The organism is Parvibaculum sp., from assembly GCF_049651025.1.
In the GTDB taxonomy this organism is placed as follows: Bacteria; Pseudomonadota; Alphaproteobacteria; order Parvibaculales; family Parvibaculaceae; genus Parvibaculum.
In genome coordinates, this window is sequence record NZ_JBASBH010000021.1 from 23,552 (window position 1) to 37,221 (window position 13,670).

Genomic DNA, 13,670 nt, shown 5'->3' on the forward strand with positions numbered 1-13,670 from the left:
GTTCAATATGGCCGATCGCCGATGATCGTCACGCGCTCCATGCGACGCACGGCTGGCCAGTAATCGGAAACGGCGTAGTGCTGGCAGGCGCGATTGTCCCAGAAGGCGATCGAGTTTGCTTCCCATGAGAAGCGGCACTGATATTCAGGGACGGCGGCCTGCGCGTAAAGATGCTTCAGCAGCGCGTCGGACGCTTCACGTTCCATGCCGACGATATATTGCGTGAAGGCGATGTTGACGTAGATGCCCTTGCGGCCGGTTTCGGGATGGGTGCGCACGATGGGGTGCTCGACCATCGGATATTTCTTGTTCATGGCCTCGATCTCGGCTTCGGACTTTCCGCGCTTGCGCATGGCGGTGCGGAAATGCGCGAAGTCGTGGATCGCCACCTTGCCCTCGATCTTTGCCTTCACCTCGTCGGAGAGGTTTTCGTAGGCCGCATACATGTCGGAGAAAAGCGTGTCGCCGCCGACAGGGGGCACTTCGATAGCACGCAGGACGGAGCCGAGCGAAGGCGCCTCGCGCCATGTCACGTCGCTGTGCCAGAAATTTTCCTTGCCGGGATTATCCTTGTCATGGGTGATCGCAAGGACTTCGGGGTAATCAGCCTTGAAGGGCGCGAAGGGATGGACTTCGAGATCGCCGAAATTGCGCGCAAAGGCGAGATGCTGTTCGGTCGTGATGTTCTGGTTACGGAAGAAGACGACCTTCCAGTCCAGAAGCGTCTGGCGAAGGGCCGCGAGCGTTGCGGCGTCGAGCGGCTTTGCGAGGTCGATGTCGTGAACTTCGACGCCGATTGTCGGCGTCAGCGGCTTCAGCGAGAAACAAGCGGAAGCGGCGGCAATCGTGGCGGATTTCAGATGCTGGTTCATGGGTTCCTCCTCCATCGGAGAAAGAGCATAAGCACATCCTGGGCAAAGCGATGACGCTTAAGTTTGCTAGTTCCGTATTACGGAATTAAGCTCAGGCATGGGTGAAAAAACCGCAGAGATCCAACCAATTCTCAGGGCGCTTCTGGTGCTGGAAGCGCTGAACCAGCGCTCGCCCATGGCGCTGGCGTCGCTCCATGAAGCGACCGCGCTGCCAAAGCCGACGCTGGTGCGGTTGCTCGATACGCTGATCGCTGGCGGCTATGTGCAGCGCGTCTCGCGCAAGGCCGGATATGCGCTTGGCGCACGGGTGCTACAGCTTTCAGGCGGATTTCGTTATGCAGACAAGGTGGTCGAGGCGGCGCGGCCATTTCTTACGACGCTGACCGCGCGGCATAAATGGCCGGTGGCGGTTGCGACGTTCGAGCGGGACGCGATGGTGGTGCGCGTCGGCACGCGGCGCGAGAGCCCATATAGTACGGACCCGGATTATGTCGGCCAGCGCCTGCCCATGCTGGTCGCCGCGCTTGGCCGCGCCTATCTGGCCTTTTGTCCCGATGATGAGCGCGAGACGATCCTCACCCTGCTCCGCGCCTCGAAGACGCGCGCGAACGCGCTGGCGCGGGACGAGAAAGCCGTGGCGCGACTCATCGCCGGTATTCGCATGCGGGGCTATGCCTCAACTGCGCCGGTGCGGGGCGATCCGGCAATGGGGCTTGCCGTTCCGATCATGCAGGGCGAGCGCGTCGTTGCGGCGATCACCATGCGCTATCTCGGCTCGGTGATGAGCGAGGAAGAAGCGGCGCGGCGCTATCTTGCGCCGATGCGGGCGGCTGCGGAGGCGATTGCGGCGGGGTTGGGAGAGTGAGGCGCCCTCACCCTCCCATGCCTGCGGCATGGGTCCCTCCCTCTCCCAGAGGGAGAGGGGATTGAAAGGCGGGCCGCGTTTAGCCCTCTCCCTCTGGGAGAGGGTTGGGTGAGGGCCTTTGCCGGCGGTGGGCGGAGGAAGGTGGGTCCCGGGAACAAGTCCCGGGACGACGCTGAATTTTTGGCGGGTGTCATTCTCTCCGTTTGTCACCCCGGGCTTGTCCCGGGGTCCAGAGCCACTGGCTCGGCGTTTGACGCTACTGGATCCCGGCACAAGGCCGGGATGACAGCGGGGCGTGTGGTTCTACATCAAAGCCTTGTCAGCGTGACGCCGACCTTGCCGGCGCCATCGGCGCGGACGCGGATGCTCTGGTTCTTGTCGTCGCGCGTGGCCTTGCCGCCTTCGACTTCGACGGTGAAACCATCGGGGTATTGGAGTGACGGCACGAAGATTTCGGTTTCGCCGTCGCCGAGCGCTTCATAGACGAAACGGAAGAGGCCGGTTTCGCGTTTGAATTTCACCTTGAGGGGACGGCCTGCGATGGTGCGCGGATATGGGCGCACGAAGCCGGCAAGCGCGCGGCCGCCGCTATTGATGTCGTTGCGGTTGGCGCGCTGGTCGATGCTGTAGATCGAGAGGTCTTCCTGATTCCAGCCATCGCCTACCGCCTGATCGTTGCGGTTCGACGCGGTGTAGTTCCAGTGCGTCGATGAGATCAGCAGCTTGTCCATCGCGTTATACATGAGGTCGAGCGCGATGACGTGCTTCTCCCAGGGCTTGTCGCTCTTGTCGCCTGCGGCCCATGCCTTATAGGCGCTGGCCTGATCGAGATCGAAGGGGATGCCGAATTCGCCGATCAGCGTCGGCGCGCCCTGCCCGTCATTCAGGCTCTTGGCGTTTTCCTTGATGAAGCCGAGCTGCTTTGTGTATTGCTCCTCGATGGCGTCCGCGCCTTCGAGCTTGCGGCCCGAATAAGGGTTCACCCATGTCGGGAAATTGAACTGCTTGGTGCTGAGCGTGACAACGTCATACCAGTGGCTTGCATTGACGGTGCCGCGCGGCGTGTCTTTCGGAAACCCGTGAGCGAAGCCTTCGCCGGGATCGAGCTCGGCAAAGAGGAGCCAGTCCGACTCGATGGAGCGGATGCGCGTGGCGACGCGCTGGAAGAACGGGCCCATGAAATCGCGTTCCATGGTGACGACGCGGCCATCCTGCTTCAGGAAGAAGAATTCGTCGGCAACCTCCATCTCGCCGCCCTTCATGCGATAGGCGCCCGCGCGCTCGAAGGGGCATTCGGCGCCTTCCATCCAGATCGAGGTGCCGTTCGGATTGACGGTGACATCGCCGCCATGGACGACGCGCATCTGCTGCGTGTCCAGCTTGAGATCGGGAATGGTGCGCGTCAGGCCGCGAGCGACGGCCAGCCCGTCAAGCGGCGACCATGCGAGGCCCGGCCGCGGATGCGTCGGATCGATCTCGCTTTTTGCGAGGTGGCGATAGCTCAGATGCCTGCCGACATAGCCCGAGCCCGGCTCGTTCAGCGAGTCGAAGCCGATGACGTTCGGCAGGTCGCGGATGCGGTTTGCGACGGCTTCCATCGCGCCGAGATAATGGTCCTGCAGATAGTCCTGCACGTTACGGCCTTCGATCTTGAAGTCGGGGCAGAAGGTTGCGCCAGCAAAGAAGAAGGTCCACATCAGGGCATTGGCGGGATAGCGATAGTTCTGCGACCAGGTCATGGTCGGGTAGCGATCTTCCTGACGGCCGCCGCGCGCGAAATCATATTTGTACTGCATGACGTGGGCGGCGCCCGCTTCATGGAACTTCGTGAGGTCGAGACCGACCGCTTCAAAGCACCAGCCGGGCGCACCGTCGCCGCCGGTCATGCGGCTCCAGACGTCCTGATGGAAATCGACGAAGACATACATGCCATGCTCGCCTGCCATGCGGCAGAGCGTGGCGAAATAGTCGAGATAGGCTTCGTCATATTTTCCGGGTCCGGCATGTTCCACCGCTTCCCATGTCGTCAACAGGCGCAGGCAATTGAAGCCCCATGCCTTGAGGCGCGAGAAATGCTCCTCGGCTTCGGCGAGCGGAAAGGGACGGCCGATGAAGGAGACTGTGCGGTGGTCGGAGAAATCCGTCGGCAGGTTGGTATGACCATTCGGCGTGTAGGGCATCTTGCAATCGCCGCCGAGATTGACGCCGCGCAGGATGTGAGCGTGACCGCTCTCGTCCGTGAACCATTCGCCTTCGATCTGCAACCTACGTAACGCCATCGCATCCTCCCATACTTGTCGTTGGGATTTAGCTTAGCGGGATGGAGCGGAAGGGCAATGAAAGACCTGCTTTCATTTTCGCTTTCAATGCGGGCGACCACAAATACAGATGTCATCCCGGCCTTGTGCCGGGGTCCAGTGGCGGCAAGCTCTGTGTTTGTGGCTACTGGACCCCGGCACAAGGCCGGGGTGACATATTTTGTTTTGGCGGATGCCGCGATCAACAGGAAAGATGCGCATTCAAGATTTACACCCGCCACCCATGCAGGCACCATTCGGCATCAGAAAAGACATGAAAAGAAACATGACAAAGTTCGACGCCGATCTTGCTTCGCTCAAACAGCATCAGGTTCCGCAATGGTATGAGGATGCCAAGTTCGGCATCTTCATTCATTGGGGGCTTTTTTCCATTCCGGGCTTTGCGGGCTCGCATGGCAGCATTGGCGATGTATTCGCGACGCAATATGACCTTGCGGTCGCGCAGACGCCTTATACCGAATGGTATGCGAACGCGATCAAGGTGCCTGAGAGCGACAGCGCGAAGCATCATGCGGCGGTTTATGGCGACATGCCGTATGAAGATTTCCGCGCGCCGTTTCTCAAGGGGCTCGAGCAATGGGACCCGAAGGCCTGGGCGAAGCTTTTCAAACAGGCGGGCGCGAAATATGTGGTGCTGGTGACCAAGCATCATGACGGCTACAGCCTGTGGCCGACCGGCGTGCGTCATCCGAAGAAGGCGGGCTGGCATACGGAGCGCGACATTGTCGGCGAGCTGGGCGAGGCGGTGCGCGCGGAAGGCATGCGCTACGGGCTCTATTATTCAAGCGGCATCGACTGGTCGTTCAACAAGAAGCCGCTGCGCACGCTGGGGCAATTCATCGGTTCGACGCCGGGCGGGCGCTACCCTGCCTATGCGGTGGCGCAGGTGAAGGAGCTTATCGACAAGTACAAGCCCGCCGTGCTGTGGAACGATATTTCCTGGCCGACGCCGCTCGGTAAACTGACCGAGGTCTTCGCCTATTACTACAACAACGTGCCGGAAGGCGTCGTCAACGATCGCGCGATGCCCGTGACGTTCAAGTCATGGCTGATGCGCTTCAAATACTTCAGCGACCGCTTCGACAAGATGGCCAAACCGCGCATGAGCGGCAAACGCCGGAGCAAGGGCATGATTCCGGCGGAGCCGCCGCATTATGATTTCCGTACGCCGGAATATGTGAGCTTCCCCGACATCCAGAAGCGCAAATGGGAATCGACGCGCGGCATGTCTCATTCCTTCGGCTTCAATCGGGCGGACAAGGACGAAGATTATTTGTCCGTCGCCGATATCGTCGCCGACTTTGTGGATGCGGTGTCGAAGAACGGCAATCTGCTGCTCAATATCGGCCCGCGCGGCGAGGATGCGCAAATACCGGCGGCGCAAGTGGCGCGGCTGCAGGGCTTTGGCGCATGGCTCGCGCGGAACGGCGAGGCGATTTACGGCACGCGGCCATGGGTGCGGGCGGAAGGCGCGACGGGCGACGAGTTGCCGGTGCGCTTCACGCGCAATGGCGAAACGCTTTATGCCATCGTGCTCGGCAAGCCTGCGGGCGGCGAGATGACGCTGCGCGATGTGGCGGTGCGTGAGGGTGCGGAAATTGCGCTGCTCGGACACGGGCCGGTGGCGTGGCGCAAGTCGGGCGGTGATATTGTGATCGCACTGCCGGTGCTCGACGATGCGCCGGCGATTTCCTTTTCCATTTCCGGGGCTGCCTGATGACAACGGCTCTTACCACCCTGCCGCAACAGCCCGCGGACACGCCATGGCCGACAACGGCATGGCCGCTTGGCGAGCTTCCCAAAAGCGCCGATACGGCAACGCTTGGGCGTTTGCTCGATCATGCCTTCGCGGCGGAAGCGCCCGACGATCTCGGCGAGACGCATGCGCTCGTCATCGTGCAAGGCGGGCGGCTGATCCATGAGCGCTACTGGACGGGCTTCGGGCCGGATGTCACCTGCCCTTCATGGTCGAAGGCAAAGAGCATCACGCAGGCGCTGATCGGCATTCTCGTCGGCGACGGGAAGATCGACATTCATGCGCCTGTCGATGCGCCGGAATGGCGCGAGGCGCCGAACGATCCGCGCGCGGCGATCACGCTTGATCTGTTGCTGCGCATGTCGAGCGGGCTTGCCTTCCGCGAAGACTATGTGGACGACCAGGCGTCCGACGTCATCGAAATGCTGTGGGGCAAGGGCAAGGATGATGTGGCGCATTTCGCCGCTTCATTTCCGCTGGCGCATCAACCGGGAACATTCTGGTCCTATGCGAGCGGGACGACGAACATCATCGCACGGGCGGCGGCGCGCGCGGCCAACGCCTATGGGCCGGACTTTGAAGCCTTCATGCACAAGCGCCTGTTCGATCCCATCGGCATGAGCAGCGCCGCGCCGAAATTCGACAAGGCCGGGACGTTTATCGGCTCGTCCTTCTGCTTTGCGACGCCGCGCGATTTTGCCCGCTTCGGACTTCTCTATCTTCGCGACGGAATATGGGAGGGAAGCCGCATTCTGCCCGAAGGGTGGGTGGACTATGCGCGCTCGCCCACCTGGCAGCAGGCAGAGGCGGAATCGCCTTACGGCGCGCAATGGTGGCTCGGGCTTGGCGGGCCGGGATCCTTTTCGGCTAACGGGTTTGAAGGCCAGTTCACCGTCATTATCCCCGAACTCGACATGGTTATCGTGCGTCACGGCAAGAGCCCTGCGGCCAAGAGTGACAGCGTGAAATCTTGGATTCGGGCGATTTCCGACTGTTTTCGTCACAAATAACAGGCTAAAAGGCACGCCGAGGCGTCGAATCCCCGTATTTACGGCCTGCGACCTTGTGGGAGGTCTTTCGGGGTGACGTGGGGGACCAGTTTCCCTACTCTGCGCCCTTCCCATTTGACCCTTCCCGGTCCGCCTATTCACAGCCTAAACGACAGGACGAAGATGCATCGCGATTTGCACGACAAGACGAGCGGCGAGGCACACCACGCCGGTGAGCCTTACAACGCGCCTGGCCTTCTCGACCGCGCGCTTGAGCGCCTTGATGAAGCGGCCGGACATATGTCAATCGCGCCTGAGACCCTTGCGCGTCTTCGCCAACCCATGGAAACGCTGAAAGCACGGCTGACGATCCGCATGGATGACGGGCGGCAGGAATCGTTTCAGGCCTGGCGCTGCCGCTATGACGATACGCGCGGACCGACCAAGGGCGGCATTCGCTTCCATCCGGATTCGACGGAAGAAGAAGTCGAGGCGCTCGCCTTCTGGATGACGGTCAAATGCTCGGTTGCCGAACTGCCTTTCGGCGGCGGCAAGGGCGCGGTGCGCGTCGATCCGCACAAGCTGTCGAAGATGGAACTTGAGCGCCTGTCGCGCGCCTATGTCCGCGCCTTTGCGCGCTTCATCGGCCCCGATCGCGACATTCCCGCGCCAGACGTTGCCACCAACGGCATGATCATGGCGTGGATGGCCGATGAATATGCGACCATCACCGGCAAGCCCTCGCCTGCCATCATCACCGGCAAGCCGGTGGCGCTTGGCGGTTCGCTTGGCCGCGACGATGCGACGGCGCGCGGCGGCTTCGATCTGCTGAAGCATCTCGCCGACCGGCTCGGCTGCCATAACGGCCAGCGCCGCGCGGTGCTGCAGGGCTTCGGCAATGCCTCCTCCTTCATGGCGCGCCTTCTCAAGGCTGACGGCTGGACGATTGTGGGCGCGAGCGATTCAGCCGGTGCGGTTGTCAATCCGAACGGTCTCGATGTCGATGCGCTGGTGCAGTTGAAGGCCGATGGCCATTCGATCGTCAAGGCGGCGGGCAAGAACGGCACGGTGCTTTGCGATGCGGAAGACATGCTCAGCGTCGAAAGCGAACTGCTTGTGCCGGGCGCGCTGGAAAACATGATCCATGCCGAAAATGCAGGCCGGATCGCAGCACGCATCATTCTGGAACTCGCCAACGGCCCTGTGACGCCGGAAGCCGACCGCCTGCTGCAGAAGGCCGGCAAGCTGGTGCTTCCCGACATTCTGGCCAATGCGGGCGGCGTGACGGTTTCCTATTTCGAATGGGTGCAGAACCGCCTCGGTATGCGCTGGACGCTGGAAGACGTGCATGCACGCCTTGCCACGACCATGCAGAAGCAGGGCGATCTCGTCTGGCAGGCATCGGTGGACAAGGGCATCAGCCTGCGCACCGCAGCTTATGTCGTCGGTCTCGGCCGCCTCGTCGATGCGATCCAGGCATCGGGCACGCGAGCCTATTTCGCCGACTGACGTCTCGCCTGAGGCAACATATTTGGAGTTTGAGGGCGAGGCTGTAAACTTCGCCCTCTTTCTTTTGGGCGCGCGTCCGGATTTTGGAGGGTGGCGTTTGGGCAGCATCGTCAGGTTTCCGACCGACCTCGTGACCGAACACGACCGCCGCAGGCTGAAAGCCGCGGCGGACGGCTCCGTTTTCGATATCGAATTTCGCAAGAACAAACAGGAAGTGCTCGCGCCCTATCTTGTGCGCTGCGGGCAAATGCGGCCAAGCTACCGGCTGAGAAAAACGGGAGAGGGATGGGAGGCGATCGCGCTGGGGCCTGAAAAGCCCGGCATGGTCGTTGCGAGCGCAAGGCGGCCGGAAGACCTTCTGGCCCAGCTTGCCGCGCGCGCGCCCTGAACGACAAAATGAACGGGGAGAAGAACAATATGAACGTTGCCGCCAAAGTCGTCCGTGCCGAGGATGTGGGCCTGATTTCATCGCGGCTCGCGAGCATTCCGGATTTCATGAAATCCTATCTGGATCAGGGAAAGCTCGCCGGCGTTTCGACGCTCATTTCCCGCCATGGGCAGATCGCGCATTTCGAAACCATCGGCCATCGCGACCGCGAGGCCGGCACGCCGCTCGAACGCGATACGATTTTCCGCATCTATTCGATGACGAAGCCGATCACGAGCCTCGCGCTGATGATGCTGCATGAGGAAGGACGCTTTCAGCTCAACCATCCGGTGTCGCGCTACATTCCCGAATTCAAGAAGCTGAAGGTCTGGGCGGGCGGCACGAAAGAGAAATACGAGACGAAGCCTTGCGAGCGCGAGATGACGATCCGCGACCTGCTCACGCATACGTCGGGGCTGACCTATGGCTTCATGTACGCCCATCCGGTCGATGCCATGTATCGCTCGTCGGGTATCGACGGCGCGAATACGATCGGCATGACGCTGAAGGAAATGGTCGAGAAGCTCGCCGACATACCGCTGCTTTTCTCGCCGGGCGAGGAATGGAGCTATTCGGTGGCGACGGATGTTTGCGGACGTCTCGTCGAAGTGCTGTCGGGCATGGCGCTTGACGAGTTTTTCGCGTCGCGGATTTTCGGGCCGCTCGGCATGGTGGATACGGGCTTTTTCGTGCCCAAGGACAAGCTGCATCGCTTCGCCACAAATTATTTCAAGGACCCGAAAAGCGGCAAGCAAGGCGTCATGGACAAGGGCGATGAGAGCAGCACCTATGCTCAGGCGCCGGTGTTCCTGTCGGGCGGCGGCGGGCTTGTCTCGACGATGATGGACTATTGGCGCTTCTGCCAGATGCTGCTCAATGGCGGCGAATTCAACGGGCATCGCCTCGTGTCGCCCAAGACGATCGAGTTCATGACGCTTAACCATCTGCCGGGCGACGCGACGATGAAGGACATGTCGAGTTCGGCCTTCAGCGAACTTGCCGCAGAAGGCACGGGCTTCGGGCTTGGCTTCTCGGTGCTGCTCGATCCGGCGGAAGCGCAGAGCATCGGCTCTGTCGGGAATTTCTCATGGGGCGGCGCGGCGTCCACCTATTTCTGGATCGATCCGGAAGAGGACATTGTCGCCATACTGATGACGCAGCTTTATCCCTCGAGCACCTATCCGCTCCGGCCGCAGTTGCAGCAACTGGTTTATGCGGCGATTGGGGAGTGAGGCAGGCTTTCCTTATGGGCGTCATGCGCGGACTTGATCCGCGCATCCACGTCTTTCTTTCCGCAGAAACGTAAGGAAGACGTGGATGGCCGGGTCAAGCCCGGCCATGACGAACAATAGAGGCAGCGGCTTTCTGCTTCGCAGCACAATCCTCAAAGTTCCACCCATCATGCCGCTCTGGATTCCCATCACCATCGCTGCCGCGTTCTTGCAGAACCTGCGTTCGACGTGGCAGAAGCAGTTGACCGGCGAGTTGTCGGCCATTGCGGCGACCTATGTGCGGTTCTCGTTCGGGCTGCCGATTGCGGCGGTCTATCTCTGGGGTCTGCATGAGCTTGGCGGCTACGCCCTGCCCTCGCCCAATGGCAGGTTTCTTTTCTACTGCGTGGTCGGCGGCTTCGCGCAGATCATTGCAACCGCGCTGCTTGTCGCGCTTTTCGCCTATCGCAACTTTGCGGTCGGGACGACCTATTCAAAAACCGAAACGGTGCAGGCGGCTCTGTTCGGCATCATCGTGCTTGGCGACCGGCCGAGCACCGGCGCGGTGGCGGCGATACTTGTGAGCCTTGCGGGCGTGATTGCGATTTCGATGGCGAAGTCGCATCTCACCGCCATGAATTTCGTGCGCTCATTGAGCGAGCGGCCGACGCTGATGGGCATCGGCACGGGCGCGGGCTTCGGCATTTCCGCCGTGTCCTATCGCGCGGCGTCGCTTTCGCTCGGCACGCCGGATTTTCTGATCTCCGCCGCCTATACGCTTTTCGTGGTGCTCATCATCCAGACCGTCGTCATGACGATATGGCTGTGGCTGCGCGAACCCGAGCAGCTTGTGGCGACGGCGCGCAACTGGAAAGTAAGCTCGCTTGTCGGCATTGCCGGATCGCTCGCCTCAATGGGCTGGTTCACGGCGATGACGATTGAAAACGCCGCCTATGTGCGTGCGCTCGGGCAGATCGAACTCGTGTTCACATTTGCCTCGTCGCATTTTCTGTTCAAGGAGAGGACAGAGCGGCTGGAGATATTCGGGATATTGCTGGTGATCGGCGGGTTGTTGCTGCTGTTGTTTTTGCGGTGAAGGCTTTCGACCACCCTCTCGCACTCAACACGTCATGGCTCGGCTTGACCGGGCCATCCATCTTATTTCCGTTACGACGCAAAGATGGATCGCCCGATCAAGTCGGGCGATGACGGTTTCAAAATAAAACTATCGCGGCCTGTCGCCTGCCACCGTCGTGCGATGCATGACGCGGAGGTGGCCGTCATAGCCGCCGTCGGCGAAATGCAGCGTGCAGCGATTGTCCCACATGGTCAGCATGTTCTCGCGCCATTTGTGGCGATAGACGAATTCGTCCTTTGTCATATGCGCGTAGAGAAAGCCGAGGATGGCGGCGGATTCAGCGCGCGTCATGCCTTCGATGCCGAGCGTATAGGTGGGGCTCACATAAAGCGCCTTGCGGCCTGTCACGGGATGCACGCGGACCAGCGGATGGGGGAACGTCTTGTCGGCTTCCTCGCTGACGATGATCTTCATCGTGCGGTCGTTTTGCTGGGCCTGCTCCTGCGCGAAGAGGCCCTTGGTGCCGTAAGGCAGCGCGGCGGAGTGGATGGCGACGAGGCCGTCCAGCATGCGTTTCATCACGTCGGACAGCGCGTCGTAGGCGCGGGTGCAATCGGCATAAAGCGTGTCGCCGCCGACGGGAGGCGTGACCTTGGAATGAAGCAGCGTCGCAGCGGGCGGCTCCTCCTGAAAGCTCCAATCGGAATGCCAGCCCGCGCCGAAATTGCGCGCCTTCTCGTCGGGCTCACGGCGAAGCTCCAGAATATGCGGACGGCCTTCCATCGGCGCGATGAAGGGATCGTGACCGAAGGGGCCGATCTGGAGCGTGAAGGCTTCGAGCTGATCGTGGGTCAGCGGCTGGTCGGGGAACCAGACGACGGCGTGATCGGCCCAGGCCTGTTTCACGGCGGCAAGCGTCGCAGGCGGCAAGGGTTGCGAAATATCGAGGCCGGTGACTTCCGCGCCGAAGCCCGAAGCATTCGGCCTCACGGTGATCGTTTCGGTCTTCATCGCCGCTTGCGACATGGTTTTCCTCCGCTCTTTTTCTTCAGCCGAGCGGCGCACCCGCGATGGTGATGCGATGCATGAGCCGCCTGTGGCCGTGATAATCGTTGGAGGCATAATGCCATGTTGCGCGATTATCCCAAAAGGCGATTGAGCCGGGCGCCCAGCGGAAGCGGCAGGTGAATTCCGGGCGGACGGCATGCGCATACAGGAAATCGAGGAGCGGCTTGCTTTCCATGTCGGTCCAGCCTTCAAAGCGCTGTGTGAAACCCGGGTTCACATAGAGCGCCTTGCGGCCGCTTTCAGGATGAGTAATGACGACGGGGTGGCTCGCTTCGCCGACAAGTCCCTCGCCCTTGAAGCCACCGGCCTGATCGCTGTTCTTGTAGAAACCAGCCGCGCCAAAAGCGATGGCGTTGGAGTGAACGGCGCGCAGACTGCCCAGCGTCTTCTTCATGCCGTCGGAGAGCGCTTCATAGGCTGCGTACATGCTGGCAAAGAGTGTGTCGCCGCCATCGTCGGGCAATTCGCGGGCGAGAAGGATCGAGCCCATGGCGGGCGAGGCATCGTAGGAGTGATCGGTGTGCCAGCCGCCGCCGATATTGGTCTTCTGTTCCTTTTCCTTCCGCACTTCGGCGATCTCGGGATATTGGCCGTTTGCAGGAAAGAACTTGTTGATGTCGATGTCGCCCCAGCGGCGCGCAAAGGCAATGTGCTCCTCCGGCGTCAGCGTCTGTTCGCGAAAGAAGATGACGCCGTGATCGACATAGGCCTGACGAACCGTTTCCATCTGGCTGTTTGTGAGATTGCGCAGATCGACGCCCAGCACTTCCGCGCCGCAGCCTGCGCTGAGCTTTTTCACTTCGATCGTCGAGCCGTTCATGATGATCCTCCGTCCCTATGTTTCTTTGGCTTGAGCATAGCGGGCGGGATGACCTAGATTGTTACACAGGTAACAATTGTGAGTGAGCCATGACGGAGCCGAGCAAGGCTGAGATCGCCCGCGCATTGGAGCGAAATTCGTGGTTTCGGCGGCAGAAACCGGAACTCAAACAGGCGCTGGTTGCAAAGGCGCAAACCGTGAAGGCGGAGGCCGGGCGCTGGCTTTACGATGTGGGCGAGGAAGCGCGCGGGCTTTACGGCGTGCTGAATGGCTCGGTGCGTATTCTCGTGCAGATGGAAGACGGCGATTACGCGCTGGCGAATATCGTCGGGCGCGGCACGATCTTCGGCTATGCGGGGCGGCTCGTCGGCAGGAAACGGCTTGTGACGGCGGTGGTGCGGGACAATGCGACGCTGATCTATGTGCCCGAAGCGGCGCTGGAAGCGATTGCACAGGCGGAGCCTGACCTCTGGGTGCATTTTGCGGAACTGGCATCCGACCATCTCGTTGCGGCGCTGCGCGCGACGGTGGCGAATGCACGCGCGACGCCTGCCGCGCGGGTCGCGATGCATTTGCGATTGCTGGTGGGCGATGATGAGGCGCCGGTGGAGCTTGGGATAACGCAGGACGAGCTGGCGGAACTGGCGGGGCTGTCGCGCAAGACAGTGAATTTGCTGCTGAAGACGCTTGAGCGGCGGGGCGTTCTGGAGACGGGGTATCGGCGGGTGCGGGTGCTGGATGTGGCGGGGTTGCAGGC

General features: G+C 61.3%; 12 protein-coding genes. 8 read left to right on the forward strand and 4 right to left on the reverse strand.

The window, feature by feature from the left end; all coding sequences use genetic code 11:
• Positions 1-2: 2 nt before the first annotated feature.
• Positions 3-872 (reverse strand): TauD/TfdA dioxygenase family protein, encoded by an 870-nt coding sequence (locus WA943_RS02555; RefSeq protein ID WP_424468267.1) that lies wholly within the window; start codon positions 870-872, stop codon positions 3-5.
• A 97-nt stretch (positions 873-969) separates the two neighbouring features.
• Between WA943_RS02555 and WA943_RS02560 the strand changes: the two genes are divergently transcribed.
• Positions 970-1,737, forward strand: coding sequence for a DNA-binding transcriptional regulator (locus WA943_RS02560; protein WP_424468268.1), 768 nt, complete (start codon positions 970-972; stop codon positions 1,735-1,737).
• 308 nt (positions 1,738-2,045) lie between these two features.
• On the opposite strand, the gene WA943_RS02565 is transcribed toward WA943_RS02560, so the two are convergent.
• Positions 2,046-4,016, reverse strand: a complete 1,971-nt coding sequence (locus tag WA943_RS02565; RefSeq protein ID WP_424468269.1) for a cellulase family glycosylhydrolase — start codon at positions 4,014-4,016, stop codon at positions 2,046-2,048.
• A 304-nt stretch (positions 4,017-4,320) separates the two neighbouring features.
• On the opposite strand from WA943_RS02565, the gene WA943_RS02570 reads away from it, so the two are divergent.
• From WA943_RS02570 to WA943_RS02595, 6 genes are all read left to right on the forward strand, one after another.
• Entirely contained in the window at positions 4,321-5,772 is a 1,452-nt protein-coding gene (locus WA943_RS02570; RefSeq protein ID WP_424468270.1) for an alpha-L-fucosidase, read from the forward strand.
• Positions 5,772-6,821, forward strand: coding sequence for a serine hydrolase domain-containing protein (locus tag WA943_RS02575; protein ID WP_424468271.1), 1,050 nt, complete (start codon positions 5,772-5,774; stop codon positions 6,819-6,821). Before WA943_RS02570 ends, WA943_RS02575 begins: the two co-directional genes overlap by 1 nt.
• A 279-nt stretch (positions 6,822-7,100) precedes the next feature.
• Complete coding sequence (locus WA943_RS02580) at positions 7,101-8,309, forward strand: Glu/Leu/Phe/Val family dehydrogenase (RefSeq protein ID WP_424468278.1); 1,209 nt, start codon at positions 7,101-7,103, stop codon at positions 8,307-8,309.
• A 97-nt stretch (positions 8,310-8,406) separates the two neighbouring features.
• A complete protein-coding gene (locus WA943_RS02585) occupies positions 8,407-8,697 on the forward strand; it encodes a hypothetical protein (protein WP_424468272.1) in 291 nt (96 codons plus the stop codon).
• A 29-nt stretch (positions 8,698-8,726) separates the two neighbouring features.
• Positions 8,727-9,968 carry a serine hydrolase domain-containing protein gene (locus tag WA943_RS02590; protein ID WP_424468273.1) on the forward strand — a complete coding sequence of 414 codons (1,242 nt, stop codon included), beginning with the start codon at positions 8,727-8,729 and terminating at the stop codon, positions 9,966-9,968.
• Positions 9,969-10,137: 169 nt separating this feature from the next.
• The gene (locus WA943_RS02595; RefSeq protein WP_424468279.1) at positions 10,138-11,043 is read left to right on the forward strand and encodes an EamA family transporter; all 906 of its coding nucleotides are present in this window, start codon (positions 10,138-10,140) and stop codon (positions 11,041-11,043) included.
• 129 nt (positions 11,044-11,172) lie between these two features.
• Here WA943_RS02595 and WA943_RS02600 read toward each other — a convergent pair whose 3' ends face one another.
• Entirely contained in the window at positions 11,173-12,051 is an 879-nt protein-coding gene (locus tag WA943_RS02600) for a TauD/TfdA dioxygenase family protein (RefSeq protein ID WP_424468274.1), read from the reverse strand.
• A gap of 22 nt (positions 12,052-12,073) precedes the next feature.
• Positions 12,074-12,913: a TauD/TfdA dioxygenase family protein gene (locus tag WA943_RS02605; protein ID WP_424468275.1), complete on the reverse strand. Its 840-nt coding sequence runs from the start codon at positions 12,911-12,913 to the stop codon at positions 12,074-12,076.
• Positions 12,914-13,002: 89 nt separating this feature from the next.
• Between WA943_RS02605 and WA943_RS02610 the strand changes: the two genes are divergently transcribed.
• The coding region (locus WA943_RS02610) for a Crp/Fnr family transcriptional regulator (protein WP_424468276.1) at positions 13,003-13,670 on the forward strand (668 nt) is incomplete at its 3' end.

What these genes read in the sequence shown, in the direction of transcription:
- WA943_RS02600 (WP_424468274.1), bottom strand. Translation starts at nt 12,051, where the DNA reads ATGTCGCAAGCGGCGATGAAGACCGAAACGATCACCGTGAGGCCGAAT.
- WA943_RS02580 (WP_424468278.1), top strand. Translation starts at nt 7,101, where the DNA reads ATGTCAATCGCGCCTGAGACCCTTGCGCGTCTTCGCCAACCCATGGAA.
- WA943_RS02605 (WP_424468275.1), bottom strand. Translation starts at nt 12,913, where the DNA reads ATGAACGGCTCGACGATCGAAGTGAAAAAGCTCAGCGCAGGCTGCGGC.
- WA943_RS02590 (WP_424468273.1), top strand. Translation starts at nt 8,727, where the DNA reads ATGAACGTTGCCGCCAAAGTCGTCCGTGCCGAGGATGTGGGCCTGATT.
- WA943_RS02595 (WP_424468279.1), top strand. Translation starts at nt 10,138, where the DNA reads ATGCCGCTCTGGATTCCCATCACCATCGCTGCCGCGTTCTTGCAGAAC.
- WA943_RS02560 (WP_424468268.1), top strand. Translation starts at nt 970, where the DNA reads ATGGGTGAAAAAACCGCAGAGATCCAACCAATTCTCAGGGCGCTTCTG.
- WA943_RS02570 (WP_424468270.1), top strand. Translation starts at nt 4,321, where the DNA reads ATGACAAAGTTCGACGCCGATCTTGCTTCGCTCAAACAGCATCAGGTT.
- WA943_RS02555 (WP_424468267.1), bottom strand. Translation starts at nt 872, where the DNA reads ATGAACCAGCATCTGAAATCCGCCACGATTGCCGCCGCTTCCGCTTGT.
- WA943_RS02565 (WP_424468269.1), bottom strand. Translation starts at nt 4,016, where the DNA reads ATGGCGTTACGTAGGTTGCAGATCGAAGGCGAATGGTTCACGGACGAG.
- WA943_RS02575 (WP_424468271.1), top strand. Translation starts at nt 5,772, where the DNA reads ATGACAACGGCTCTTACCACCCTGCCGCAACAGCCCGCGGACACGCCA.